The 25,462-nt window shown below is 54.1% G+C and carries 21 protein-coding genes and 1 pseudogene; 10 read left to right on the top strand and 12 right to left on the bottom strand.

The genetic code is table 11. From position 1 onward, the window contains the following. Position 1 precedes the first annotated feature (1 nt). Positions 2-1,345 carry a 2-oxoadipate dioxygenase/decarboxylase HglS gene (gene hglS, locus ACRDD5_RS03715; RefSeq protein WP_438675973.1) on the bottom strand — a complete coding sequence of 448 codons (1,344 nt, stop codon included), beginning with the start codon at positions 1,343-1,345 and terminating at the stop codon, positions 2-4. Between the two features lie 274 nt (positions 1,346-1,619). Between hglS and ACRDD5_RS03710 the strand changes: the two genes are divergently transcribed. Together ACRDD5_RS03710 and ACRDD5_RS03705 are read left to right on the top strand one after the other, a co-directional pair. Next, positions 1,620-2,543: a LysR substrate-binding domain-containing protein gene (locus ACRDD5_RS03710; protein ID WP_271281211.1), complete on the top strand. Its 924-nt coding sequence runs from the start codon at positions 1,620-1,622 to the stop codon at positions 2,541-2,543. Positions 2,544-2,809: 266 nt separating this feature from the next. Next, entirely contained in the window at positions 2,810-5,194 is a 2,385-nt protein-coding gene (locus ACRDD5_RS03705) for a glucose/quinate/shikimate family membrane-bound PQQ-dependent dehydrogenase (protein WP_438675972.1), read from the top strand. Positions 5,195-5,345: 151 nt separating this feature from the next. On the opposite strand, the gene ACRDD5_RS03700 is transcribed toward ACRDD5_RS03705, so the two are convergent. Continuing rightward, on the bottom strand, positions 5,346-6,119 hold the full coding sequence (locus ACRDD5_RS03700) for a hypothetical protein (protein ID WP_438675971.1): 774 nt from the start codon (positions 6,117-6,119) through the stop codon (positions 5,346-5,348). Beyond that, the gene (locus tag ACRDD5_RS03695) at positions 6,103-8,178 is read right to left on the bottom strand and encodes a lipase family protein (RefSeq protein WP_438675970.1); all 2,076 of its coding nucleotides are present in this window, start codon (positions 8,176-8,178) and stop codon (positions 6,103-6,105) included. Before ACRDD5_RS03695 ends, ACRDD5_RS03700 begins: the two co-directional genes overlap by 17 nt. Before the next feature lie 313 nt (positions 8,179-8,491). Here ACRDD5_RS03695 and ACRDD5_RS03690 point away from each other — a divergent pair. Continuing rightward, positions 8,492-9,079, top strand: a pseudogene (locus ACRDD5_RS03690) (transposase); the annotation flags it as partial. A 318-nt stretch (positions 9,080-9,397) separates the two neighbouring features. On the opposite strand, the gene ACRDD5_RS03685 reads toward ACRDD5_RS03690, so the two are convergent. The 4 genes from ACRDD5_RS03685 to ACRDD5_RS03670 all read right to left on the bottom strand — a co-directional run bounded on the left by ACRDD5_RS03685 (position 9,398) and on the right by ACRDD5_RS03670 (position 13,291). Further along, complete coding sequence (locus ACRDD5_RS03685; protein ID WP_438675969.1) at positions 9,398-9,862, bottom strand: energy transducer TonB; 465 nt, start codon at positions 9,860-9,862, stop codon at positions 9,398-9,400. 116 nt (positions 9,863-9,978) lie between these two features. Next, positions 9,979-11,676 (bottom strand): methyl-accepting chemotaxis protein, encoded by a 1,698-nt coding sequence (locus ACRDD5_RS03680; RefSeq protein ID WP_438675968.1) that lies wholly within the window; start codon positions 11,674-11,676, stop codon positions 9,979-9,981. Positions 11,677-11,867: 191 nt separating this feature from the next. After that, entirely contained in the window at positions 11,868-12,986 is a 1,119-nt protein-coding gene (locus ACRDD5_RS03675; protein ID WP_271281215.1) for an S-(hydroxymethyl)glutathione dehydrogenase/class III alcohol dehydrogenase, read from the bottom strand. Between the two features lie 29 nt (positions 12,987-13,015). Further along, positions 13,016-13,291 carry a metal/formaldehyde-sensitive transcriptional repressor gene (locus ACRDD5_RS03670; protein ID WP_032610935.1) on the bottom strand — a complete coding sequence of 92 codons (276 nt, stop codon included), beginning with the start codon at positions 13,289-13,291 and terminating at the stop codon, positions 13,016-13,018. A gap of 279 nt (positions 13,292-13,570) precedes the next feature. Here ACRDD5_RS03670 and ACRDD5_RS03665 point away from each other — a divergent pair, with 279 nt between their 5' ends. The 4 genes from ACRDD5_RS03665 (at position 13,571) to ACRDD5_RS03650 (ending at position 15,311) form a co-directional block, all read left to right on the top strand. Continuing rightward, positions 13,571-13,846, top strand: a complete 276-nt coding sequence (locus ACRDD5_RS03665; protein ID WP_271281216.1) for a hypothetical protein — start codon at positions 13,571-13,573, stop codon at positions 13,844-13,846. Between the two features lie 273 nt (positions 13,847-14,119). Further along, entirely contained in the window at positions 14,120-14,602 is a 483-nt protein-coding gene (locus ACRDD5_RS03660) for an Hcp family type VI secretion system effector (RefSeq protein ID WP_438675967.1), read from the top strand. After that, complete coding sequence (locus ACRDD5_RS03655) at positions 14,602-15,084, top strand: DUF2778 domain-containing protein (RefSeq protein ID WP_438675966.1); 483 nt, start codon at positions 14,602-14,604, stop codon at positions 15,082-15,084. Before ACRDD5_RS03660 ends, ACRDD5_RS03655 begins: the two co-directional genes overlap by 1 nt. Then, positions 15,084-15,311 (top strand): hypothetical protein, encoded by a 228-nt coding sequence (locus ACRDD5_RS03650; RefSeq protein WP_438675965.1) that lies wholly within the window; start codon positions 15,084-15,086, stop codon positions 15,309-15,311. The genes ACRDD5_RS03655 and ACRDD5_RS03650 overlap by 1 nt, the downstream gene beginning before the upstream one ends. A 36-nt stretch (positions 15,312-15,347) precedes the next feature. Here the strand turns inward: ACRDD5_RS03650 and ACRDD5_RS03645 are convergent, their stop codons facing one another. The 4 genes from ACRDD5_RS03645 to ACRDD5_RS03630 all read right to left on the bottom strand — a co-directional run bounded on the left by ACRDD5_RS03645 (position 15,348) and on the right by ACRDD5_RS03630 (position 21,791). Beyond that, positions 15,348-16,715 (bottom strand): carbohydrate porin, encoded by a 1,368-nt coding sequence (locus ACRDD5_RS03645; protein WP_438675964.1) that lies wholly within the window; start codon positions 16,713-16,715, stop codon positions 15,348-15,350. A gap of 84 nt (positions 16,716-16,799) precedes the next feature. Then, positions 16,800-19,448 carry a family 78 glycoside hydrolase catalytic domain gene (locus ACRDD5_RS03640; RefSeq protein ID WP_438675963.1) on the bottom strand — a complete coding sequence of 883 codons (2,649 nt, stop codon included), beginning with the start codon at positions 19,446-19,448 and terminating at the stop codon, positions 16,800-16,802. Positions 19,449-19,461: 13 nt separating this feature from the next. Beyond that, on the bottom strand, positions 19,462-20,763 hold the full coding sequence (locus tag ACRDD5_RS03635; protein ID WP_438675962.1) for an MFS transporter: 1,302 nt from the start codon (positions 20,761-20,763) through the stop codon (positions 19,462-19,464). 185 nt (positions 20,764-20,948) lie between these two features. Next, positions 20,949-21,791, bottom strand: a complete 843-nt coding sequence (locus tag ACRDD5_RS03630; protein WP_438675961.1) for a helix-turn-helix domain-containing protein — start codon at positions 21,789-21,791, stop codon at positions 20,949-20,951. Between the two features lie 289 nt (positions 21,792-22,080). Here ACRDD5_RS03630 and ACRDD5_RS03625 point away from each other — a divergent pair, with 289 nt between their 5' ends. Further along, on the top strand, positions 22,081-22,758 hold the full coding sequence (locus tag ACRDD5_RS03625; RefSeq protein ID WP_438675960.1) for an SOS response-associated peptidase: 678 nt from the start codon (positions 22,081-22,083) through the stop codon (positions 22,756-22,758). A 198-nt stretch (positions 22,759-22,956) separates the two neighbouring features. Here the strand turns inward: ACRDD5_RS03625 and ACRDD5_RS03620 are convergent, their stop codons facing one another. Further along, complete coding sequence (locus tag ACRDD5_RS03620; protein ID WP_438675959.1) at positions 22,957-23,271, bottom strand: hypothetical protein; 315 nt, start codon at positions 23,269-23,271, stop codon at positions 22,957-22,959. Between the two features lie 330 nt (positions 23,272-23,601). Here ACRDD5_RS03620 and umuD point away from each other — a divergent pair, with 330 nt between their 5' ends. Beyond that, complete coding sequence (gene umuD, locus ACRDD5_RS03615; protein WP_271281222.1) at positions 23,602-24,024, top strand: translesion error-prone DNA polymerase V autoproteolytic subunit; 423 nt, start codon at positions 23,602-23,604, stop codon at positions 24,022-24,024. Beyond that, positions 24,024-25,286, top strand: a complete 1,263-nt coding sequence (gene umuC, locus ACRDD5_RS03610; protein ID WP_438675974.1) for a translesion error-prone DNA polymerase V subunit UmuC — start codon at positions 24,024-24,026, stop codon at positions 25,284-25,286. The genes umuD and umuC overlap by 1 nt, the downstream gene beginning before the upstream one ends. The last annotated feature ends 176 nt before the right edge of the window (positions 25,287-25,462 follow it).

Below are 25,462 nucleotides of genomic sequence, written 5' to 3'. Positions count from 1 at the left end.
TTCAGAGCAAACCGCAACGCCGTTTGCTGCGTTCTTCGGCCTCCTGATAGAGCGTAAACTCATCCAGCACCGGGCAGCCGAGGGCCGCTTCAAAGGCATCCCGACTGGCGTTGCCGTGGGTGCGGGCCTGGGTTTGATTGCCGAGGTTGGACTGGAAAATCCCCGCCGCGCTCACCGGCAGGAAGTCCTCATAGGTGATGGGCTGGGCAACCACCCAGCCGCGCTCAATCAGCGGCTGCGGATCGTCACCGGGGCTGAACGCCTGACGGTGTGACTCCCCGGCGGGCGTCAGACGATAGCGGAAATAGGCCAGCGCCTGCCGACGCAGGAAGATGTCGCTGTCCGGAAACGCCTGAAACACTTCCTGCAAATGCATCTGATGCAGCAGGTTGTCCTTCCCGGTTCCGGCCTCTGCCAGCAGGCGGTCGTACAGGTCGCGTCCTTTCGGGGTTAAGGCCACGCCGCGCTGTTCAATCTCACCAAAGCGCGCGGTGTGGGTACCCTGATGCTCCCCGGCAAAGAACACCGGTTCTTCCAGCGCCTTAAAGCTGGTCTGGCGCAGCAGCAACGGCGTCTCCCGGCGCGGTGGTCCCTCGATCAGGGCTTTCGGCTCGATTCCGTATTCCGGCATCAGGGCCTGCACGCGGTCGATATCCAGCGTGCGCGGGGTGAGGTGATTAATATGACAGCCGGGGAAGCACACCACGTCGGCAATCAGCCGGTGCTCGTTGTGTAGCGCCAGATAGGTGGCCTGATCCACCGTGGCGTGGCGATGCCAGCGGAAAGTCTCCAGCGCCTCCGTCACAAACTCCTGCGCCTCTGCGTCAGTAAATTCCCCTTCCGTTTCGTGCAGGGCGATAAGCCGCAGGCAGCCCGGGGTGAAGATATTACGTTGGGCGAGGATTGCTGCCGCCTGCTCGCGCAGGGGAGCATTGTCAATCAGCTCCAGGCGCAGCAGCGAGGTAAAGATGCGAAACGGATTGCGCGACAGGGCGGCATCGTCCACCGGACGAAACGCGGTGGAGTGAACCGGCACCCCGGCCTGGGAGAGATCGTAATAGCTGACCGGATACATGCCCATAATGGCAAACATGCGGCGCAGCGTATTCAGTTCCTGAGCACTACCGACGCGAATAGCGCCGTGGCGTTCGACGTTAAGGCGGGCCAGTTCGTCCGCGTTGGCCAGTTGTTCATGCAGCTTCGGGTTATTCTCCAGCACCGCCAGATTCACGTCCGCCACCAGCTCCAGTAAGGTGCCGTACTGCGGAACTTCCTGCTGGTACATCGCCGACATTGCCTGCGAAAATTGTTCCCGAATATCATCAGCCGTGATGGTGTTCGCCATGATGTCATGCCTCCAGTGAATATTACCTGGAGTGTAGAGAAGGCCATCGACGGCGGCGGGAAGAATTTACAAACTGTGATCTGGATGGAGCGATTCTCATTTGCAGATTTATCGGGTATTCGCCGGTTAGGGCACCAGCACGAATAAATGCCGCTATTTCCAAAAAAATTCTTGTTACTCAAATAGATCAAATGTTAATAATATTTTGCTAGCTGGTTAGCAAAATTAAACAACTTAACTTGTCACCCTGGCCTCTCTGTTCTTAACATCGCCTATGGAAAAAAATGGTTTGTTTAGTCAGCGCATTCGTCTGCGCCATCTGCACACTTTTGTGGCCGTCGCTCAACAGGGAACGCTGGGGCGTGCGGCTGAAACTCTTAACCTCAGCCAGCCTGCGCTTTCCAAAACCCTGAACGAGCTGGAACAACTGACCGGCACGCGGCTGTTCGATCGTGGACGGCTGGGCGCACAGCTGACTCTCGTCGGCGAGCAATTTCTGACCCACGCCGTCAAAGTGCTGGATGCCCTGAATACGGCGGGCCAGTCCCTGACGCGCCGCATCGATCAGCCTGCAGATGTGGTGCGCATCGGTGCCCTGCCGACTGCTGCGCTGGGCATTTTGCCCGCGGTAATTGGCCAGTTTCATAAGCAGCAGCGCAACATTACCCTGCAGGTTGCCACCATGAATAACACCATGCTGCTGGCGGGGCTGAAATCCGGTGAACTGGATCTGGGGATCGGCAGAATGTCCGACCCGGAGCTGATGAGCGGTCTCAATTACGAACTGCTGTTTCTGGAATCGCTGAAGCTGGTGGTTCGTCCGCGTCACCCGATCCTTCAGGACACCGTCACCCTCAGTCGGGTAATGGACTGGCCGGTGGTGGTGTCGCCAAAAGGCACCGTTCCGCGTCAGACCGCAGAGACTCTGCTGCAGGCCCAGGGGTGTAAACTGCCTGCAGGCTGCATTGAAACCCTGTCGGCATCTTTATCGCGTCAGCTGACGGTCGACTATGACTACGTCTGGTTTGTCCCGTCCGGGGCGGTGAAAGACGATCTGCGTCAGGGCTCGCTGGTGGCTCTGCCGGTGACTACGCCAGGCCCCGGCGAACCGATTGGGGTGCTGACGCGCGTGGAGGCCTCCCTTTCACCCGCCGCCCAGACCCTGCTGAGCGCGATACGTAAATCTATGCCGGTGTGATCGCACTTCCCTCCTGCCCGTCTTGATGACGGGCTTTTTATTTGCCTTACTCAAATAATGCGAAATCATTCATTAACAATTGCATCAAACAATTTAACAGATTTATCATACCCGCCGATTTCACCAAATGGTTCACTCGAATAACAACCCGGTGACTATCATGCCGCTTCATGGCGGCTTACATCGCATATTTCATCATAACCCTTTTCGATTGTTATCCATTTGGTTCGGATGCCGCCACGAAAAGGGTGTTTCAGGAGACAGAAATGGCTTTAGGTAATTCGCTACGTGGGTTCCCCCGGATCCTGCAGTGGCTGCTGGTCGGGCTGATGGTCATCATCGGTCTGGCCGTCGGGGGGCTGGGCTTTAAGCTCGCTACTGTCGGGGGAAGTTGGTACTTCCTGATCATGGGCGTGGTGATGCTGATTGCCGCGTTCCTGATTGCGCGCAACCGCCTCAGCGGGATTGTGCTGTACGCCGTGGCGTTTATCGCCTCGCTGTTCTGGGCGGTGAGCGACGCGGGCTGGGATTTCTGGCCCCTGTTCTCGCGCCTGTTCACCTTTGCGGTGCTGGCGTTCCTTGCGGCAGTGGTCTGGCCGTTCCTGCGCGCGGTTAACCGCAGCGAGCCGGTTAACAAGACCCCGGCGTTTGCGCTGGCCGCCGTGCTGGCAGTGGTGATGCTGGTAAGCATGGGCTGGATGTTCAAACCGCAAACCCTGGTCAGCGCCAGCGAGCCGGTGCCGGTTAAACCGGTCGCAGCAGGCGAGCAGCAGAAGGACTGGGCACACTGGGGGAACACCACCCACGGCGACCGTTTTGCCGCGCTGGACCAGATTAACAAGCAGAACGTTAACCAACTGAAAGTGGCCTGGACGGCGCACACGGGTGACATCCCGCAGAGCAACGGCTCCGGCGCGGAAGATCAGAACACCCCGCTGCAGATTGGCGACACCCTGTTCGTCTGTACCCCGTACAGCAAGGTGCTGGCGCTTGACGTCGATACCGGGAAAGAGAAATGGCGCTACGACTCGAAGGCCACCGCGCCAAACTGGCAGCGCTGCCGTGGTCTGGGCTATTTTGAAGACACCCCCAGCGTGACAACGTCACAGGGCGATACTCAGCCTGCGGCCTGTTCGCGTCGCCTGTTCCTGCCTACCACCGATGCCCGTCTGATTGCCATCAATGCCGATACCGGCAAGCTGTGCGAAGACTTTGGCGACAAGGGTTCGGTCGATCTTGGCGTGGGCATGGGTGAGATCAAACCTGGCTACTATCAGCAGACCTCGACCCCGCTGGTGGCGGGCAATGTGGTGGTCGTCGGCGGACGCGTGGCGGACAACTTCTCCACCGGCGAACCGCCGGGCGTGGTGCGCGCCTATGACGTGCACACCGGCAAACTGGCGTGGGCCTGGGACCCAGGTAACCCGAACATCACCGGCCTGCCGCCGGAAGGCCAGACCTACACCCGCGGGACGCCAAACGTCTGGTCAGCCATGTCTTACGATGCGAAGCTGAACCTGATCTACCTCCCGACCGGTAACGCAACGCCGGACTTCTATGCCGGGGAACGTACCGCGCTGGATGATAAATACAGCTCCTCAATTGTGGCGGTGGATGCGACTACCGGCCAGGTGCGCTGGCATTTCCAGACCACCCATCACGATCTGTGGGACTTTGACCTGCCTTCCCAGCCGCTGCTGTACGATCTGCCGGACGGCAAAGGCAATACCACTCCGGTGCTGGTGCAGACCAGCAAGCAGGGCATGATCTTTATGCTTAACCGCGAAACCGGTGAGCCGGTCGCGAAAGTGGAAGAGCGTCCGGTGCCGGCCGGAAACGTAGAGGGCGAACGTTACTCCCCGACCCAGCCGTACTCGGTGGGGATGCCGATGATCGGCAACCAGACCCTGACCGAAGCCGACATGTGGGGCGCAACCCCGGTCGACCTGCTGCTGTGCCGTATCCAGTTTAAAGAGATGCGCCATCAGGGCGTCTACACCCCGCCGGGCCTGGACCGCTCCCTGCAGTTCCCGGGATCGCTGGGCGGCATGAACTGGGGCAGCGTCTCGGTTGATCCGAACAATAGCCTGATGTTCGTCAACGACATGCGTCTGGGTCTGGCGAACTACATGGTGCCGCGCGCCAACGTGGCGAAAAACGCCAGCGGGATCGAGATGGGGATTGTGCCGATGGACGGTACGCCGTTTGGTGCAATGCGCGAGCGCTTCCTGTCGCCGCTGGGCATTCCGTGCCAGAAACCGCCGTTCGGCACCATGTCAGCCGTGGATCTGAAGTCCGGCAAGCTGGTGTGGCAGGTACCGGTGGGTACGGTTGAAGATACGGGCCCGCTGGGAATTCGCATGCACATGCCAATCCCAATTGGTATGCCGACCCTCGGCGCGTCGCTCTCGACCCAGTCCGGCCTGCTGTTCTTTGCCGGAACCCAGGACTTCTACCTGCGCGCGTTTGATACCGCCAACGGGAAAGAGATCTGGAAAGAACGCCTGCCGGTAGGCAGCCAGTCTGGCCCGATGACCTACGTGTCACCGAAAACCGGGAAGCAGTACATCATCATCAACGCCGGGGGCGCACGTCAGTCGCCGGATCGCGGTGATTACATTATTGCGTACGCACTGCCTGATAAGCAGTAATGACCCAGCCGGCCACCTTGTGTGGCCGGTTTTTTGTCTATGGGGTCTGATGCTAAGTGGAACGAAAACTCACGTTAAGAGATTTTGGTTATGCGATTACAAAAGACTTCGCGCCAAAAAGGATCTCAAGAAGATCCTTTCAGCTGATTATTTATTTCAACAATAATAATCTTTGATAATCGGGATTAACCTTCCGAACATGCTCTTCATCTCCTCCCGGATAGGTTATAACCATCCCGAAACCTCGTTTTTTATCAGCCTCAATTGACACGCTTTTTTGGGCATGAAACATCGGGGCTATTGTAATAAATTCCGTATTTATGAGTTGATAACGTCGACTCCACTTTTCTGAATCCGTTTCCCCACCAAAAAGTTTCAGCGTAGTCTTGTTAAGCATATGACTTATATATGTGATAGGGAAAAAGTTTGTCTTAAGTTCCAGTCTCTCCCCGCTGAATACTCTAGCCCGCCCAGTCCCATAGCCGTCACTGAGACCATAGTCACCGAAATCAAAGATATAGCTGGTATCGATAACCTCTTTCCCCTTCACAAGTGGAACATCATCCGCAATCCTGAAGCTCACCATCAGCGAGTTCAACTGCCACTGGCATGGACCGCCGCCATCCACTGCAACTTGCAGACGCCGGACATTATTGCCATCAGGCACACCGAATGGCCGCTCAACATCGTTATAGCCCGGTATATCATGCGGTTCATTACTTGAGTTATAGCGGACAGACTTACACTGCGCCGAACGATATACCAGCTCAGCGGGCTGCAGCGAGATCCCTTCAGGGACCCAGAAAGTCACGTCCACCCACTTTGCACCCTCCGGAGGAGAAATTGTTTTATCAGGACGGTTATCACACCCGAAGAGCAGCGTCACAGCGCATGCAATAAAGGCGGTTTTACTGAGAGAGTTCAACTTCTTCCTCCGTTACCGCCGCAAAACGCAGCAGAGCATTTTTTCCTGTTTCTTCCGCCTGTGTCCGCCTCAGCGCCACCGGCAGCATGTCTTGCAGCGCAAGAAACTCACGGTTACGTTCAACCTCATACGGGTTGCTGTAGATTGCCCCTTTCTCAACCTCTTTCCGGAACATGACCCGCATCTCTTTCCGGTTCATATCGCGGGCCGGATCGGCCAGTTCCAGCACCTGATTGTGAATATAGGGCAGGTAGCGGTGCGCCATAGAGTGGCTACGGGGATCGGTTCCGATGCCGTTCAGCGCCGGATTAGTATTCTGCGGGAAGGTCTTTGCCAGGCTGGCCGGGTTCAGGCACTGGATAAACGAGGCCTGATGTTCACCGGTGGATTTCAGGCACTCCTCATTCAGGGACGGCACCGCATACAACTTGGTGGCCACAAAATGCCGGGAGTAGGCTTGCCCGTCGACCAGGCTACTCTGGTACGGACTGGCGGCCCGCATCACGCACTGCTGCGCCCGGAAAAATATCACCGTGCTGCCGTGATGCCAGTACGGCTCTTTTTTCTCTGCAAGCCCTGTTGACTGGTACGTCAGGTCCCGCACGGCAACGCTGAGTCCGGCAGCCGAGGTCAGTGACCAGTCAAATCCCAGCTTGTCGCCCAGAGGCCCCCACGTTCTGTAAAATTCAATATCGAGATCGGCATCCGGCGGGATCTGCGTGATAGTGTCATTGTCGTTAACGTGCCGGTAATGTTTGATATCCCCCAGAGAGGCTATCGCCGAACGGGTGAAGGTCCGGGGCATCCCGTAGGTGTATAGCACGGGGTTAAAGGATTTCATTTCGGCGGAATACAGCAGTGCCAGCGCCCCGCCCAGACTATGGCCGCAGACAAATAGTTTTTTCGCACCGCCACTTTCTTCCAGAGATTTATTAACTCCATCCAACTTATCCCCAAACTTCCTCTTTGCCAGCTGATAGGCTTCCAGAAAACCGCCGTGAACATTTCCCGCTCCGGCCAGCTCCGGCAGACACCGCTTCGGGGCGAAGGACAAATCGGTCAGAATGTTCAGCAGACTGTCTGTACCGCACCAGGCGATCAGCACGTGCGAGGCACATTCCACCGTAAACAGGCGGGTATCACCTTCTCCCGTGTCACCCTCTCCGGTGTTCATGTACACCGGTGGCAGGTAGTGATCGCGGAACGGTACATCCACCGCCAGTGTGTGAAAATAATTAGGATATTCCGCAAGCTGCGGGAGGCATGACAGATCCTGGCACTGCCGCCGGAAAAAATAATCGATGGTCGGGTTACTCGCCTCTGCGGCATACACAAGATCGGCCATGATGCCGAGGTTCAGCCCATTGGCGAGGTCATACTCTTTTGTATCGTGTAGCGACAGCCCCCATGCCCGGAACGGGCAGATTTCTATCACATGGCGCTGTTCCAGCGCCTCCCGCGCGATTTCCGTCCCTTTCAGCCTCGTCCCGGTGGGAAAATGAAACACCGGGGGGGCAGGCTCGGTCCAGCCCGGCATATCCGGTAGCCGGTCGCACAACTCCCCGATGGTCACATAGTGATGACGGTAACCGGCGGCTTCAGCTTTCTCCTGCACGTCTGAGCGCCATGTGATATCACGGGTTTCCGGCCGGAAAATATTATTACTCACCGGCTGGCTGTTCGGGTTACGCCGGATACCCAGCGGACGCTGTTCCATCTCATCAGCCAGTTGCTGGCCGTGTGTTTTCACGTCTACCCCTATCCAGTACAGGTCATCGAACCGCACCAGTCCCTGACTGTCGGTGACGCCAGCGGGCGGATTAGGCGGTGGCGTGGGATCAAACCGGGTTTGCCCGCCCCTGGCCCACAGCGCCAGCTCCGCCTCCGTTGCCAGCTGATGGTATTCCAGCTGTACCTTCACGCCGGAAACGGGGTGGTTGTTCTCATCCACAAACTGCAGCTCCAGCCAGTGCATCCGCTGCTTACCGCAGGCGACCTCTTTGTACTTCATTTTGTGGCTCAGACAGGTCACTGTCGTGTTGTCACCAAAAAAAACCATGCGTGTAATTCCTTTCACTTTGAGCGGTTAAATATCGGCCTATCATACACAGGTCATGACTTAACCAAAATTATGGCGATAACTGACAGGCACATGACCACCATAAAAAGATGGTTATTGTCTTGAGATTCACACATAAATCCCAAGATTAAAAAAGATATAAAATGATAAAAAGCTCAAGCGGATGGTGGCATTAACTTGACTCAAATGGTTGATTTCTTCATATGAAACAGTCACTCAGCTTTCAGACTGAATCGCCACGGGTTTAACAGACATCTCAGAGTCATTTAAGATGACGTAAAAAGAGGTGCCCATGAGCGGTAAGCGTTATCCCAAAGAGTTTAAAATTGAAGCGGTAAAGTAGGTTGTTGATCGCGGCCATTCTGTTGCCAGCGTGTTAACACATCTCGGTATTACCACCCACAGTCTTTATGCCTGGATAAAGGCATATGGCCCGGATTCCGCCACCAATAAAGTCCAGTCAGACGCTCAGGCAGAGATCCGATGGCTCCAGAAGGAGCTGAAACGGGTTACAGACGAACGGGACATATTACGCGGCGTACTTCGCAAAGCTGTCCGACTGAGGTACGCCTTTATCCGTGACAACAACAGTTGCTGGCCTGTCCGTTTGCTCTGTCGGGTGTTGGATGTTCATCCGAGTAGTTTTTATGCCTGGCTTCAGCAGCCGGAGTCACGGCGGCATCATGCTGACCTGAAGCTGACGGGGCAGTTAAAGCAGTTCTGGCTGGAGTCAGGTTATGTTTATCGCTATCGCAAGATCCGCCTCGATCTGCGGGATACCAGATAACAGTGCGGAGTTAACCCTGTCTGGCGGCTAATGAAGCGTGCCGGGATAAGGGCTCAGGTCGGGTACCGTAGCACACGGGCACGTAAGGGTGAAACCAGTAGCTCCGGGATGGGCAGGCTACATGGCATCACTATCAGGGAACAGGTCCGCACCTAAGAGCGGAAGAAATGGAAGCCTGGATAGATACCTGTGGAACCGAGAATGAGCAGGATGCTCCATGCCCCAGGTAATCGTCTCCGCACTGTCACAGCGGGATTTACAGCGCCTGCCGGACTTTCTCTCAACCTAAAACCGGCTGGCGGCCAGAAAAGCCGATGAGGTAATCGTCCTGGGTATCCAGCAACTGAAAACGCAGCCGGATATGGCAGCCAGGTTTCTCTTCTCTCATTCCACTGAGCGTCAGCCCCCTCTTTATGGCGTGCCCGATAAGGCGTTCTGAACCCAGGTCGCCGTCTTACCGCTCTGGTAATTGATGACCCAACTCTGCCCGACGCCCGCTGGCCAGCAGCTGCGCATAACGGCCCGTTTCGTCTCTTCAAAGAAAGGTTTATCCCCCGCCGCTTCGTAATCCGCTGCCCGCCCGTTCAGCTTGACGTTAAACGAGACCGTCACTCTGCCAGAATATTTCTGCGCCGCGGCCTGCTCAGGGTAGCGAGGCTGCACCCGGTAAATATCGCCGTCACAGTCGGTCTGACCGGCGCTTTCTGCACTCGACATGCTGCCGCCCACCGGGAAGGATAAACCGACCCCCACCCCGCCGCTGCCGCCCCCGCCGCCGATGCCTACCCCTCCGATCCCCACGCTACCGCCGGAAGCACACCCGGCCAGTAGTCCTGCCGCGCAGATTATCTGCATCACGCGTTTGGTTGATTGCATCGCTTTGCTCCTCGTTCGCCTTTTAACGATCATAGCGGGGAATAAAAAAAGGGTTCATGTCGGAACATGAACCCTGAAGGTTTTACGCCAGGTGGCACTGCACGAGACTTTATGCCTTAGAAGGTTTCCCAGTTATCCCCATCAACCACCGCCGGGCGCAGCGGTGAAGCCGGTACGGCTGGGGTGATGTTATTGCTACTGCTGCTGCGGGCCTGGGTGATGCCGTGCAGACGGAACGTCCCCACCGCTTCGGTCAGACGCGCGGCCTGATCTTCCAGCGAGGCGGCCGCGGCGGAAGCTTCTTCCACCAGCGAGGCGTTCTGCTGAGTCACTTTATCCATCTCGGAGATGGCCTGACTGACCTGCACAATGCCACGGCTCTGCTCGTCGGAGGCGGCGGCGATTTCCAGCATGATATCGGTGACGCGTTTCACCGCATCAACAATCTCACCCATGGTGTTACCGGCAGCCACTACTTCGCCGGAGCCCTGGTCAATCAAAGAGACCGACTCGCTGATCAGGCCTTCAATCTCTTTCGCGGCGTTGGCGCTGCGGCTTGCCAGAGTGCGCACTTCGCTGGCGACCACGGCAAAACCACGGCCCTGCTCACCGGCACGGGCGGCTTCAACGGCGGCGTTCAGCGCCAGGATATTGGTCTGGAAGGCAATGCTGTTGATCACCGCGGTGATTTCAGAAATTTTCTTCGAGCTGCTGGAGATATTGCTCATGGTTTTCACCACCCCGGAGACCATCTGGCCGCCACGGCTGGCTTTCCCGGACGCATCTTCCGCCAGCTTGCTGGCATGGTGTGCGTTGTCGGCGTTTTGTTTTACCGTCGCCGTTAACTGTTCCATGCTGGCGGCGGTCTCCTCAATCGCCGCCGCCTGCTGTTCAGTACGGGACGAAAGGTCGGTATTGCCTGCCGAGATTTCGCTGGTCCCGCGATAGATCTCTTCCGCGCCCTGGCGAACCGTGCCTACCGTCTTCACCAGCGAGTGCTGCATGGTTTGCAGGTCGTGCGTCAGGCGGCCAATTTCGCTGCGCCCGGTCAGATCGTCGGCGAGGGTCAGATCCCCTTTCGCGATATGCTCAATACGGCGCGCGGCGCGCTGCAGCGGATTAATCACCGTGCGACGCAGCACCATAAAGGTGATCACCGTCAGCACCAGGGCCAGACCAAAGGCGCCCACCATAAACATCAGCCCCAGCTGAGTGCGGGTATGCGCCTGTTCGGTCAACAGATTAGCGCGATCGGTACGGATTTTAATCGCCTTCAGCAGCACCTCGTTATAGGCATCATCCAGCGGACGCGCCTCTTCATTTTCGTGGTTGATGATGGCTTCAAACATGCCGTTTTTGGCATATTTCAGCATCGGCTGCATGCCGTCGATATACGCCTGGAAACGTGTTTTCAGATCGCCATCCAGCGCTTCATCCGCCGGGGTACGCACGCTACGGTTCATATACAGGGCAAAGCTATCCTGAGACTGCTTAATCCGTTTTTCCGCTTCCGCGATGTTTTGCTTCATCGCGTCCATTTCCGCAATACGGCTGGCGGCGCCCGCGTGGATCATATTAATACGCGAGGTACGCAGGTGGTTTGAGCTGTTTGACAGCCCGGTGCGCACCTGGATTTCGGCGGTGACGTCCTGCAGATCCCGGTCGGCCTGCAGCAGGAAATAGCCCGCCAACCCGGCACTGAGCGCGAACAGCAAAATAATGCCGCCAAGAATGGAGGAGATAAGGGGAAGCAACCGAATTTGGTGCAGGAAGCCCAGTTTTTGCTGCGCCCGCACCGTTGATTTTTTTTCCATACCGTTGACTCTCTTATAGGTAGATGCGCAGAAGCACGCCTGTAAAATAGTCATCGGCACTACAGGGGATTTGATTATGGCTAAAATAGAACCCAGTTCACACTTTAGAAATGATTATTAAAGAAATGTCCTCCCCGCTACCGGCGAACGGCAGCGGGGAGGATTTTTAACAGAAATTGCTGACAGAATAATCAGTTATCGCCGAAATGAATAACGGTGCGGATAGACTTCCCGGCGTGCATCAGGTCGAACGCTTCATTGATTTGCTCCAGCGGCAGACGGTGGGTAATGAACGGGTCGAGCTGGATTTTACCCGCCATCGCATCTTCCACCATTCCTGGCAGCTGGGTACGGCCTTTGACGCCGCCAAACGCGGAACCGCGCCAGACACGACCGGTTACCAGCTGGAACGGACGGGTTTTGATCTCCTGACCTGCGCCCGCCACGCCGATGATGATGCTCTCACCCCAGCCCTTGTGGCAGCACTCCAGCGCCGCGCGCATCACGTTGACGTTGCCGATACATTCAAAGCTGAAGTCGACACCGCCGTCAGTGAGCTCAACGATCACGTCCTGCACAGGTTTGTCGTAGTCGTTCGGGTTGACGAAATCGGTCGCGCCCAGTTCACCCGCCAGTTTGAATTTCTCCGGGTTGGTGTCCACCGCCAGAATACGTCCGGCTTTGGCCTGCACCGCACCCTGGATCACCGCCAGACCGATCCCGCCGAGACCGAACACCGCCACGGTATCGCCCTCTTTCACTTTCGCGGTGTTATGTACGGCACCGATCCCGGTGGTGACACCACAGCCCAGCAGGCAGACTTTTTCCAGCGGCGCCTGCGGGTTCACTTTTGCCAGCGAGATTTCTGCGCAGACGGTGTATTCGCTGAAGGTACTGGTGCCCATATAGTGATAGATCGGCTCGCCGTTATAGGAGAAACGGGTGGTGCCGTCCGGCATCAGGCCTTTACCCTGGGTGGCGCGTACCGCCTGGCAGAGGTTGGTTTTGCCGGATTTACAGAACTTACACTCGCCGCATTCGGCGGTGTACAGCGGGATGACGTGATCGCCTGGCTGCAGGCTGGTGACGCCCTCTCCGACTTCCACTACCACGCCGCCGCCTTCGTGTCCGAGCACTGCCGGGAAGATACCTTCCGGATCGTCACCCGACAGCGTGAACGCATCGGTATGGCACACGCCGGTATGGGTGATTTTGACCAGCACTTCACCTTTCTTTGGCGGTGCTACATCAATTTCAACAATTTTCAGCGGCTGGCCTGGGCCAAATGCAACAGCAGCACGTGATTTCATCTTGCTTTCCTTTTAGTGATGTCAGGTTTTTATTTTAGATAAGAGCGCAGCAAATGGCCGACTTCTGCCATTCTAACGGCCCGCTGGTCGGCCGTGGTCTCGCCGGTTACCAGCTCATCTTTGAGGTGAATTTCAACCATCTCGCCCATCAGGCCGTTGGCGGCCCCGCGCACGGCGGCAATTTGCTGCAGGATGGCAAGGCAGGGTTCGCCGGATTCGAGCGCACGCTCCAGGGCATCAACCTGCCCGCGAATGCGCCGCACGCGAGTCAGGACGCGTTTTTTATCTTCAGGGGAATGTGGCATGGTGGCCTCCTGGATACTGTAGGGGGGTATACTATAGTATTCTGCCGCGTCATGTAAACCGAGATATTTGTCAGGGTATCAGGGGTTGGCCATGCCGGACGTCAGCCGCTGAATGGCTTTACCCAACTTTAATTTTTCTTACCTCCGCGCTCGAACAGATATAAAACCGGTGTGTCATCATGTCCGTGAATATCATCACCCCATAAGGCCTGCAATATTATGATAAGACCGACCCCGGCACTCCTCCTGGCGGGAAGCCTTCTGCTCGCTGGCTGTGATATGGAGCTGTCACAGGACGCGAAAGCCAAAGTTGAAGAAACCACCCAGGCGGCCGAGTCGTTAAAAAATAGCTTCAACAGCGAAGTCCAAAAAGCCAAAGAGGGCGCGCTGACCAAAACCCAGGAGACGCTCACCTCGAGCCTGTCGGAAGAGACCAATAAACAGATCGACAGCGTTAAACAGAAAGCGGAAGACATTGGCAATATGAAAGTCTCCGATCTGCTCAGCTTTGGTGGCGATAGCGAAGCGGAAAGTGAAGCGGAAGAGAGTCAGTAGCGAGTACCCATAGCCATGTTACAGAGGGCGCAGCAGTGCCCTCTTTTTACGTTCTTTTCCTTAAAAAACCAGTTATAAACAAACATCTCAACATTTAATTTTTGGGATGTCGTTTACTTTCTCTGAAAAAAACCATGACTAATAATTTACCAAAGAGATATCAAATATCGAAATATAGATAATTTGCATGGCACATATTGCCTTGGCGATTTTTTATTTAATCGCTTTACTGATGTCCCTGTCACATCCTTCTAAATTAACAAGGAGTTTCACATGGCTATACCAGCATATCTCTGGCTCAAAGACGACGGCGACTCAAACATCAAAGGTGCTGTTGATGTACAAGACCGTGAAGGAAGTATTGAGGTTTTGGGATTCGGCCACGGTTTATATCTACCTACCGACAACAACACTGGAAAAATAACCGGTACGCGCGTGCACAGTGCACTTGTTTTTGAAAAGGAGTTCGATTGCTCCAGCCCTTACCTTTATAAGGCTGTAGCAAAAGGACAAACCTTAAAAAGCGCTGAGTTTAAATGGTACAACATCAACGATGGCGGTCAGGAAGTGGAATACTTCAACATGTTGCTCGAAAACGTCAAAGTGGTGTCAATTTGCCCGATTATGCATGATGTCAAAAACCCGGCGATGGAAAAGCACAATCACATCGAAAATATCTCGTTACGATACGAAAAAATCACATGGAAGCACTGCGATGGTAATATTATTTTCGCTGACTCATGGAATGATCGCTGATGAACTTGCTGCAGTGCTATTTTCATCTGAACGGCGGAAAATACGGAACGCTTGCCTGCCCGGGAGTGGGGTTTTTCCCCGCATTCTCCGGAAATGGTAGCGCAACGAATAATCCGGATAGCGCGCATATCCCCGACGTGGGCCCGTTACCTCCAGGGCGTTACTACATTCTGCTGAGAGAGCGTGGGGGAACATTCACACAAACTAAGGATAGCGTGAACGCTTTTTTTACGGGATCAAACCGCAATGAGTGGTTCGCGTTATATCGTGATGACGAGATAATAAACGATGAAACATTTTTTCAGGGCGTGAGGCGTGGTGAGTTCAGGCTCCATCCCATCGGTCCATCTGGGTTAAGTAAAGGGTGTATTACTTTGTACAGCCAAAGTAACTTTAAGGTTTTGTCTGCCGCATTACTGCGCACAGGAGGAATACAATTGGGTAATTATAAAATCGCTCATGGTGTAGTGCAGGTTTATTAATGAAACCATTAATGCTTATAATCACCTGGGCTTTAATGGCATTTTTGGCTCTGACGCTGTTATATGCCTACATCCCGCCTGAAACACAGTACGCAATGGCTGAGCATTTCGAATTCTATGGTGATGAACAGGTCATGGATTTTGTTTTGTTCGTTTTCTCGGGTGCAGCGCTTCTCGTTGCATCTCTCTTAACGCTCGGTTGTTATCTACTTTTCAAACATAAATAGAAAAACCAAAGGGCGCAATCAGGCGCCCTCATCACATCAGAAGAAATATTTAAACCGTACACGGGCACCGTAGCGGTCCTGAGAATCTTCCCCGCCCTTCTCTTTCAGCCACGACCAGTAACTGCCCAGATAGATATTAAAGTTCTTCATATCCATGATATTGGGGATTTGGTAAGAGGCATGCACGGTGTGAATGTCGTAGGTGCCGGTGTCGGTGATCCAGCAGCCGTCGTCGCACCCGGCCAGCGCACTTTGGTCGAACTGTTCGATCTTGTTATGGGCATAGATATAGCCCAGTTCAACGCGGTGCCACAGGGCATTGATTCCGGCTGAAAAATCTTTCTCCTGCTCGGCATCCAGCCAGGCGGTGTTCAGGTTCAGGACCACGCCGTTATCCGGATCCTTCTTCAGCCCATTCCACGTCATCACCGCGCCGTAGCCGGTGCGTTGAGACTGATCTACCCAGTTGCCCTGCGGATCATAATAGCCGTAGGCGTTATTCACCACGTTCGATTCCATGGCCGCCGACAGACTCAAGGCATCCTGCGTCCAGGAGATCACCGGTCGCAGGTAAACGACGTTTTTATCGTTAGTCAGCTGCCGGCCATGGTAATTGCCATCAACGAACAGCGAACTGCCATTTTCCACCAGCGTGTTCATTTCGAAATACCAGTTGTCGAGCTGCTTGCTTACCAGGAAATTGCCGCCGGAATCTGAGCGGCCGCGCGCCTCTTTCATCATGTAAATATAACCGTGGCCGTCATCGTAGAGATCGTTGGCCGTATCGCCGGAGTGTTGAATAAAGGTGTCCTGATTCAGCGGGAACATGTCGAAGGCTTCGAAACGGCCAACTTTAATTTTCCAGTCGCTCTCCCGACCAAAAAATAACGCGGCATCATCTAATTTCATCCCGCCGTTCATATCCGCCAGGGGTTGGGCGGTAAAGCCGGCAAAATGCCCATTATTTAGCGTGCGATAGCCATCGAAGCCGAGCAGAATACGGCCATTAATATCCCATTTCTCATTGTCACTATCGCGATCGCCAATTAACGCCCCTTTGCGACTTTCCGCATCAAGGTTAAATTCGACATCGCCGTACAGCTTCAGGTCGCCGAATCCGCTCAGTTTCAGCGTCGGGGCGGCGAGATTATTTTTTGTCTCTGCAGCAGGCGTGGCGCTGACCACCGCCACCGCTGGCATGGCTTGCGTGGCGGGCACCGTGTGTTGCGTCTGCTTTAACTGCTGGATCTCGCTTTCGGCATTCTGCGCCCGGGTTTCGGCCACCTGCAAGCGCTGTTCCATCTGCTGCAACCGCTGTTCCAGAGTGGAATTTTTTGTTTGCGCCCCGACAACAGGCGCGGCCAGAATTAACCCGACAGAGAGGGCTATTATTGTTTTTTTCATTATCGTGTCCATGAGGTAAGGTAAAAGGTATTGCTCGAAAACGGTAAATATCAGGCGCGAATAGCCGCGCCTGATATTTATTAATTACAGACTGTATTCAAAGCGATATTCACCCGACCCCACGCTGGCCTGTAATGCATTATTCAGCACGTTGAAATTCATATTAGCCGAATCTTTTAAGCGGCATTCCGCTGGCAGAATAACGGTGGCGGTGGTGTTGTGCGGCACGGTGACGCGTAATACGACCTCACGCTGTTTTACCTCCCAGCTGACGGCGATATCGCCATAGCCGGAACGGTAGCGGGCGTTGACCCACTCCAGCTCACCACCGATAACAGGTTGAATGCGAATATGCTTAAAGCCTGGCTGCTCTTCATCGGCATCAATCCCCGCCACCCCGCGGTATAACCATTCGCCAATCGCGCCGTAGGCATAATGGTTAAACGAGTTCATGTCAGGGCTCCACATTGAACCATCGGGCTTGATGCCGTCCCAGTGCTCCCAGATGGTGGTGGCCCCGGCTTTCACTTGATACAGCCACGACGGGAAATCGTCTTTTAACAGCAGTTGCCAGGCCTCTTTCGCGCGGCCATTTTCACTGAGAACGTGGCAGAAATAGGGCGTACCGACAAAACCGGTCACCAGATGCCCGTCGTGTTCCGCCAGCAGCTCCACCAGCGTCTCCACGGTGCGCGCTCTGAACCGCTCCGGCACCAGGTCAAAATGCAGCGCCAGAATATGCGCCGTTTGGGTTCTGGCCGCCAGCCGTCCGGCCGGGGTAAAGAACTCCTGCTGGAAGCTTTTCACGATTTCACCGTGCAGCGCAGAATACGTGGCGTAGTCCTCTTCGTTACCCAGCGCTTTCGCCGCTTTGGCAAACAGCAGCGTTGACCAGCTGTAATACGCCATGCAGGTTAAGTCGTTCGGGGTGGCACCAAAATAGCTCCCCTCTTTGGCGTCCAGCGCCACCCAGTCGCCAAACTGCAGCTTATAGCTCCATTTATTATCCACCGCGTGAGTGCGCATAAATTCAATCCACCCCTTCATGCTGGCGTATTGATTGCGCAGGGTTTCTTTGTCGCCATACATCAGGTACAGCGTCCAGGGGTTGATCACGGCAGCATCCGCCCAGGCCGCCGCAGAGTGGGTGCCCTGCGACAGAAAGCGATCGTTCTCGCTCCAGCCGGTAAGGATATCCGGCACCACATGCGGGACCCCGCCTTCGGGCGTCTGATCGTATTTGAGGTCGGTCAGCCACTTGGCAAAGAAGTTACGGGTCTGCATCAGGTAACTCGCGGTCCGGCAGAATATCTGCGCATCCCCGGTCCAGCCCAGCCGCTCGTCGCGCTGCGGGCAGTCGGTCGGGACATCGACAAAGTTGCCTTTCAGCCCCCACAGAATGTTGTGGTGCAGCTGATTCAGATCCGGGTTGGAGCACGAAAACTCCCCGGTGCGTTCCATCTGTGAATGCACCACCACGGCCTTAACGTTCTCCAGCGCGATCTCGCCCGGCCATGCTTCAACGTGAACATAGCGGAAGCCCTGGAAGGTGAAGTGAGGGTGATAGACTTCGGTCTGTGCGCCGCTGAGGGTGTACTCAACGCGCTGCTTTGCGGTGCGCAGGTTCGCAAGGTAGACGTTACCGTTCGCATCCAGCACTTCAAAATGGCGCAGAATCACCTTGTCACCCGCTCTGCCGCTCACGCTAAATTCTACCCAGCCGGTGAGGTTCTGACCGAAATCGATGACCCGATCGCCCTCTGGCGTGACGATCAGCGCCTGAGGGCTGAGGGTCTCAATCGCCTGCACGGTACTGGCGCCTTGCGCGCCCAGCACGCTTTTATCCGACGCGACAACGTCGACAGCCCGCCAGGGTGCGACATCGCAATCAACCGTGTTCCAGCCGGAGACCTCCCGCCGTGCGTCGTAGGTTTCGCCGTCGTAGATTTCAGAAAATAGCACCGGAGAGTCTGTGCCGCGCCATGATTCATCCGTCCCGAACATCACCTGGCGTCCATCCTGATAATTCACCACTACCTGGCAAATAAACGCGGTGCGATCGCCGTAGTAATTACGGGCACGATTAAAGCTCATGTCGCCTTTATACCAGCCCGCCCCGACGATGGCGGCAAGGGTATTATCCCCGGCGGCTAACAGGTTGGTTAAATCATAGGTCTGATACAGCAGATGATGCTGATAGCTGGTCCAGCCGGGCGTCAGTTCATCCTTACCGACTTTTTTGCCGTTGACATACAGCTTATACAGCCCCAGGGCGCTGGCATGCACAATAACGGAAGCGACCGCCCCGTCATCGGGAAGGGTAAAGTCTTTTCTGAGCAGCGTGCCTTTTGAGCTGGCGTTATCCTGCGGCCCTTCGGCCGAGATAAATTCTGCCTGCCATTGCGCGCCGGGAAGGCCAGTAATAAAGGTCGCATGTTCGCTCCAGTCGCTGTGCTGCCCGTGGTTATCGCTGATTTTTACCCGCAAGAAGTAGTGCGTGGAGTTTTTAAGGTCGATTGCGTTCAGGGTAATATTTTGCGACTGTCCGCTGGCAACCGTACCGCTGTCGAAAATAATATCGTTGAATGCGCTATCCTGGCTTATTTGCATGTGCCAGCTCATCTGCTCGACATTGTTGTTATCACTGCCAATCACCCATCCCACTACCGGCATGGATTCAACACCGTTCAGTTCCTGGGCATAATTTAGGGTGACATTTTTAATCGTTAACATGGTAATACTCCTGTTAATTCTCACCGACATAGCGGCTGTTAAGGTGTGCTTCGTCTGTATGGGTCGCCACTATTTCGGCTTCGGCATTAAATTCGTTACGCTGTTTACCCCGGAAACAAAGCCAGGCGATCAGCAGGCCGATTCCCACCGTGGAGGCAAGCATGGCGTACAGCGCCATCGGGCCAACTTCGAGGAGAACGGGGGTGACAAAGGCGAGTAAACCGCAGGAGAGACGCGCGACGGCAACGATGATGCCCTGGGCGGTGGATCGCAGCATGGTCGGGAAAGACTCCTGGGACCAGACTTTCATGATGCCTTCAAAAGCCAGGCCGTTGCCCATATTGGTAAATAACAGACAGCAGAACCAGGCGGCTGGGGCGAAATTAAAGATCATTGGCAGCGCGTAACCGCCCGTGAGCATTACCGCACCCAGAATAAAGAACGGCATCCTTTTGGAGGTATCGACAATACGCATAAATACTATGCCCGAGGCGATCCCCACCGGCATGATCATCAGGTTCCACAGGGAATGGGTGCTGACGGAGATCCCCACGACATTGACTGCCACATAGGTACCAAACTGCCCGCCCGTATTGGCCGCCAGGTTGGTAAAGGCGTAGAAAAGGCACAGGGCAATAAATGGCCAAAGATATTTCCCGCGCAGCAGGTCTTTATACGATGTTTTTTGCGCCCGCACGGTGGCGACACCGCGACGCAATTCATCCCGCGCCACCAGCCATAACGGCGATTCAGGAATAGACCAGCGCAAAATTAACAGCACCAGCGCCACCAGTCCGACATGCATATACATAATTTGCGCGCCCACTCTGCCCCACTCTCCGACGACAGCGGCAATCGCCATGGTGGCACCAATGCCGGCAGTCCACAGCAAATTAGAGAGCGCAATAATTTTACCGCGGTTGTTATCCGTCGCGGCTTCGGAAATGGTGGCCAGTGATACCGGCAGGTCGGCACCGGTGGCTAACCCAATCAGCAAGGTGCCGATCAATAGCGCGGTGAACGACAGGCCGAAAGCGAGCAGTAATGTTCCCGCGAGGATCATCGCCATGGTAATAATAAACACCTTCCGGCGGCCTATTCGATCGCCAAGCCGACCGCCGGTGAAGGCACCGAGGGCAATACACAAGGTCAGCACGCCGGAGAGAATGCCTATTTCGATGGCCGTTGTGCCAATGGTTTTACTGTAGATAACGAGCGCGGTGCCATTCGATATAATCGCGGACGAATCAATATATGACGCCATCCCCGACACCACCCCGACATACCATGGGTTGGGTGTTTTCTGTATTGACATAATGCTTATCCTTTGTAGGGTATATTTTCTTTATTAGAGGAAATACTACGTCAACTGCATAATTACCTTGCCAGCCTTATTATGGCCTGCAGGGATTTTTACTTGCCCTGCTTTTTCGTCAGCAAAACCTCCTCCCGGACATTATTCATGTCGGGCATATTCATTGGTAGATATAAACTCTGGCGTCAGCGCATTAACTTACGTTCCAGAGAGGGCGTATAGCAGAACTGCTTTTTATACGTTTCGGTGAAGCGTATGGTATTGAGAAAGCCGCAGTTGACGGCCACTTCATTAATTGTTTTATCCGTGGTGCGTAATAATTCCTGCGCTTTTAATAAGCGGAACAGAAGCTGAAACCGCGCAGGCGTATAGCCGGTCACATCCTTAATAAAACGGAACATGGTTCGCCGGGTCATCCGACTCTCATCGCACAGATCTTCCCAGTTGATATGGCGTAGGTAATTATGCTTTATGGCGTTAATCAGATACTTGCGGCCGCACTCTTCCGGCTGCGCGCGTAAGGTTTTCTTGCGTGCCCGCTGGCACAGGGTGTCGATGATACCCAGCAACGCCGTTTCTGCCGCAGAGAAATAAAGCTCATCAAATTCATCATCCTGCATTGCATTAATGATGTGCGTCAGGGCAATGATTTTATCCAGATCGTCCTGCGTCAGCGAGGTATCGTATGTGCATCTCAGGCTGTTATTCTGCTTAATAATGTCGATCAGCTTGTCGATATTTGCCAGAAAGAAAAAACTGCGATCTTTGCGGATCAGGACATTAATAACCGACAGGTTATTAGTTGAGAGATAACAGTGTGTATCGTTAACTGACACAAAGAAAAAATCTCCTTTATAAATAAACTCCACGCTGCCGTTAATAATATGAAAACCACTACCTTCGCTTACGATGACAATTTCATCAAAGTCATGCCCATGCATCTCTTCCATATTTTGCCTGCCCAGCATAAACAGACAGAACGCATGTTGCTCTGTTAGAAAAAACTCCTGGCTCTGCAGAATTTTCATATTACCACCCTGTTGAACAGTTAATTTCCCACACGTTTTAATGGCCTCCCTGCTCATGCTTTATGTTTACGTTCCTTTCCCCAGAAATTAATTTTCGCGTGTTATTTATTTAACAGTATTAGTTATGACAAGTCTACCCGGTGAGATGGCACTCAGAAGTAACTGCATGTGATTTAACCACCAGTTTTCAACAGCACGGCCACAGCGTCGACCACATAATATTTAAGGGTTATTATTTCTTTGCCGGGAAAATGTGAACCTATACTTAACTCAACTGCTGGAGGTCACGATGTGTGGACGTTTTGCCCAGGCGCAAACCCGGGAAGAGTACCTCGCCTTTCTTGCCGATGAAGCGGAATGCGACATCCCCTACGACCCGGAACCGATCGGGCGCTACAATGTGGCACCAGGCACCAAAGTCCTGCTGCTCAGTGAACGCGATGACGTATTGCATCTGGACCCGGTATTCTGGGGTTACGCCCCGGGCTGGTGGGACAAGCCGCCGCTGATCAATGCCAGGCTGGAAACCGCCGCCAGCAGCCGAATGTTTAAACCCCTGTGGCAGCATGGCCGGGCGATTATCTTTGCCGACGGCTGGTTCGAGTGGAAAAATGAGGGTGACAAAAAGCAGCCTTACTTTATCTCTCGCACTGACGGTCAGCCTGTTTTTATGGCCGCCATTGGCAGCAGGCCATTTGAACGCGGAGATGCTGCGGAAGGCTTTTTGATCGTCACCGCAGCGGCGGATAAAGGGCTGGTGGATATCCACGACCGACGCCCGCTGGTGTTAACGCCGCAGGCTGCACGCGACTGGATGCGCGAGAGAGTGAGGGGTAAAGAGGCAGAAGAGATCGCCCGGACGGGAGCGATCTCTGCAGATCGGTTCCACTGGCATCCGGTTACGCGGGCGGTTGGTCATGTCAAAAATCAGGGCGCCACGCTGATTGCGAAAATCAGCCCGGATTAAATAACGAAAACAGGGTTACGCTTCCCGAAAGGATTATTTACCGCTGTCAATACGACGTTTCCATGAATATTTTCGCGACAATCATACCCGGTGATTTTATGCAGATATCAGCATCCGCGCATATATCTCCTGACAGATAAACAGAGTCTCGGTCATCACCAAAAAAAGCATCAGAGAGGCCCGGACTGAGGCCCCTTGTTAAACCACCTGTTTTGGCCAGCGCCGCCGTCGCAAAGTTTGCAGCGTTGGCAGGCATGAATGGGCGGTGAGTCGGGCCCCACATACGGAGCAGACTGCGCCATGAGGTTGGGTTTGCGTAGGGTTAAAAGAGGTAAAACGAAACCTTTTATTTTGGCAAACCGGGCACTCGAATTTGATGTTGGGGATATTTCCTCCAGTCAGATGAATGGCATCACCACCATAACGTACTCCTGTCTCGTCCAGGAATATATCGTGTAAAAGAAACGTTTCGACGGAATTTATTTTTTTAGCCCCCTTTTTTGCCGTGAACATGAAGATACACCTGAGCGTCACAGAGAGGATTGGGAACGGCGCGAACCGCAATATCTGTATCAGTAAACCGGGCAGATACTACGGGTGTTGCTACGGCGCGTTGTCATCACAGGATCTGAGCCACCCCTTATCAGAGCGTGCAGGGGGTATCTCTGTAACAGGCCTATTACTGATTGAAAAATAATCATTTCATTAGCGCGCGGGATCCGCCTGAATAATAAAATTGCTTTACCGCCAACCACTTTCAAAAAAGACACCTGCTCAGCCTTGATCAAATCACCTAATCACGGATACTGTATTTATATACAGTATCAATTAAAGGATTTGATTATGTCTTTTTATCAACCCGCAGAAATCTGCCCCGTTCTTGAGTTGCCATTATTCCACAGCCTCGTCCCTTGTGGTTTCCCGTCACCGGCGCAGGACTACGTTGAACAGCGTATTGATCTGAACAAACTGCTGGTGAGCCATCCGGGGTCAACCTACTTTATAAAAGTAAGCGGTGACTCCATGATCGAGGGCGGAATTAACGATGGTGATATGCTGGTTGTCGACAGTTCTCTGAAAGCGGGACACGGTGACCTCGTGGTGGCGGCACTCTCCGGAGAATTCACGGTAAAATTGCTGATGTTGCGCCCTTACCTGCATCTCAAACCCATGAACGCCAATTACCCCATTATTCCTGTTGCTGATGCCGATCAATTTGAAATCTTCGGCGTGGTTAAGCATTCGATCAAAACCTGGTACAAATGATGTTTGCCCTGGTGGATGTCAATTCGTTTTATGCATCTTGTGAAACCATTTTCAGACCCGATCTGCAAGGCAAACCCGTTATTGTTTTAAGTAACAACGATGGCTGCGTTATTGCGCGATCGGCCGAAGCGAAAAGTCTGGGTATTAAGATGGGCGCGCCCTATTTCAAGCTTAAAGATGAGCTACATCGTTATAAGGTCAATGTATTCAGCTCTAACTACGCCCTGTATGGCGATATGAGCAATCGGGTGATGACAACGCTGGAGGAATTAGCCCCGGCCGTGGAAATATACTCCATCGACGAGGCCTTTATAAACCTTACCGGCGTGCAAAACTGTCGGGTGCTGGAAGAGTTTGGCCGGGAAATTCAGGCGCGAATAAAGCGTGATACGCATCTGGCCGTCGGGGTGGGCATTGCACAAACCAAAACGCTGGCCAAGCTGGCCAATTATGCAGCCAAAAAATGGCCTCAGACCGGCGGCGTAGTGGATCTGTCCGCGAGCGCACGCCAGCAAAAATTGCTGGCGCGGGTCCCGGTCGAAGAGGTATGGGGTGTCGGCAGACGGATCGCTAAAAAGCTCAACGCAATGGGCATTACCACCGCAAAGGAGTTGTCCGAACAGAGCACCTGGGTTATGCGTAAACATTTTAATGTGGTGCTGGAACGCACCGTCCGGGAGTTGCGCGGTGAACCCTGCCTGGCGCTTGACGAGTTCATACCCGCCAAACAACAGATTGTCTGTTCACGTTCGTTTGCAAGGCGTATTACCCGGTATGCCGACATGCGTGAGGCGATCTGTAATTATGCGGTTCGTGCCGCAGAAAAACTCCGCGCTGAACGCCAGTACTGTCGCCAGATTGGCGTGTTTGTTCGCACCAGCCCCCATGCGCTTGATGAAGAGTTCTATAGCAACCAGGCCATGAGTCAGCTGCTGACCCCCTCGAATGACACCCGGGACATCATCCGCGCGGCCATGAATGCGCTCGATTGCATCTGGATCGACGGGCACCGCTATATGAAAGCGGGCGTTATTCTGGGCGATTTTTTCAGCCAGGGTGTGGCCCAGCTTAATTTGTTTGATGACGATAAACCTCACCCTAACAGCGAATCGCTGATGCGCGTGATGGACGGAATCAATCAGAGCGGAACAGGGAAATTATGGTTTGCCGGGCAAGGAATTCAGAAACAATGGGCGATGAGGCGCGAGATGCTTTCTCCGGCCTATACCACCCGATATGCCGAGCTGCCGGTTGCAAAATAGCGGGCAATATCGCGCGTAACGCTCCCCGTATCGTCAAAAGTCATCCACACCTGTCTCCCTTCGCCATTTAGTCAAATTGATATTTGCCAACCTGTTCACAAAATGGACAGGTTAAATATCGATCAACATCACGTTAATGTTTTCTTAACATATCTACCATTGGTATTACCACTTAA

The sequence above is a fragment of the Silvania sp. genome (genome assembly GCF_051656365.1).
Lineage (GTDB): Bacteria > Pseudomonadota > Gammaproteobacteria > Enterobacterales > Enterobacteriaceae > Enterobacter > Enterobacter hatchlandensis.
The sequence above is the reverse complement of the archived record's forward strand: the minus strand, read 5'-3'. Positions and strand labels throughout refer to the sequence as shown.

Excerpts from the sequence above, each read along its gene's own strand:
- hglS (WP_438675973.1), bottom strand. The coding sequence starts at position 1,345 with ATGGCGAACACCATCACGGCTGATGATATTCGGGAACAATTTTCGCAG.
- ACRDD5_RS03710 (WP_271281211.1), top strand. The coding sequence starts at position 1,620 with ATGGAAAAAAATGGTTTGTTTAGTCAGCGCATTCGTCTGCGCCATCTG.
- ACRDD5_RS03705 (WP_438675972.1), top strand. The coding sequence starts at position 2,810 with ATGGCTTTAGGTAATTCGCTACGTGGGTTCCCCCGGATCCTGCAGTGG.
- ACRDD5_RS03695 (WP_438675970.1), bottom strand. The coding sequence starts at position 8,178 with ATGGTTTTTTTTGGTGACAACACGACAGTGACCTGTCTGAGCCACAAA.
- ACRDD5_RS03685 (WP_438675969.1), bottom strand. The coding sequence starts at position 9,862 with ATGCAATCAACCAAACGCGTGATGCAGATAATCTGCGCGGCAGGACTA.
- ACRDD5_RS03680 (WP_438675968.1), bottom strand. The coding sequence starts at position 11,676 with ATGGAAAAAAAATCAACGGTGCGGGCGCAGCAAAAACTGGGCTTCCTG.
- ACRDD5_RS03675 (WP_271281215.1), bottom strand. The coding sequence starts at position 12,986 with ATGAAATCACGTGCTGCTGTTGCATTTGGCCCAGGCCAGCCGCTGAAA.
- ACRDD5_RS03670 (WP_032610935.1), bottom strand. The coding sequence starts at position 13,291 with ATGCCACATTCCCCTGAAGATAAAAAACGCGTCCTGACTCGCGTGCGG.
- ACRDD5_RS03665 (WP_271281216.1), top strand. The coding sequence starts at position 13,571 with ATGGAGCTGTCACAGGACGCGAAAGCCAAAGTTGAAGAAACCACCCAG.
- ACRDD5_RS03660 (WP_438675967.1), top strand. The coding sequence starts at position 14,120 with ATGGCTATACCAGCATATCTCTGGCTCAAAGACGACGGCGACTCAAAC.
- ACRDD5_RS03655 (WP_438675966.1), top strand. The coding sequence starts at position 14,602 with ATGAACTTGCTGCAGTGCTATTTTCATCTGAACGGCGGAAAATACGGA.
- ACRDD5_RS03650 (WP_438675965.1), top strand. The coding sequence starts at position 15,084 with ATGAAACCATTAATGCTTATAATCACCTGGGCTTTAATGGCATTTTTG.
- ACRDD5_RS03645 (WP_438675964.1), bottom strand. The coding sequence starts at position 16,715 with ATGAAAAAAACAATAATAGCCCTCTCTGTCGGGTTAATTCTGGCCGCG.
- ACRDD5_RS03640 (WP_438675963.1), bottom strand. The coding sequence starts at position 19,448 with ATGTTAACGATTAAAAATGTCACCCTAAATTATGCCCAGGAACTGAAC.
- ACRDD5_RS03635 (WP_438675962.1), bottom strand. The coding sequence starts at position 20,763 with ATGTCAATACAGAAAACACCCAACCCATGGTATGTCGGGGTGGTGTCG.
- ACRDD5_RS03630 (WP_438675961.1), bottom strand. The coding sequence starts at position 21,791 with ATGAAAATTCTGCAGAGCCAGGAGTTTTTTCTAACAGAGCAACATGCG.
- ACRDD5_RS03625 (WP_438675960.1), top strand. The coding sequence starts at position 22,081 with ATGTGTGGACGTTTTGCCCAGGCGCAAACCCGGGAAGAGTACCTCGCC.
- ACRDD5_RS03620 (WP_438675959.1), bottom strand. The coding sequence starts at position 23,271 with ATGTTCACGGCAAAAAAGGGGGCTAAAAAAATAAATTCCGTCGAAACG.
- umuD (WP_271281222.1), top strand. The coding sequence starts at position 23,602 with ATGTCTTTTTATCAACCCGCAGAAATCTGCCCCGTTCTTGAGTTGCCA.
- umuC (WP_438675974.1), top strand. The coding sequence starts at position 24,024 with ATGTTTGCCCTGGTGGATGTCAATTCGTTTTATGCATCTTGTGAAACC.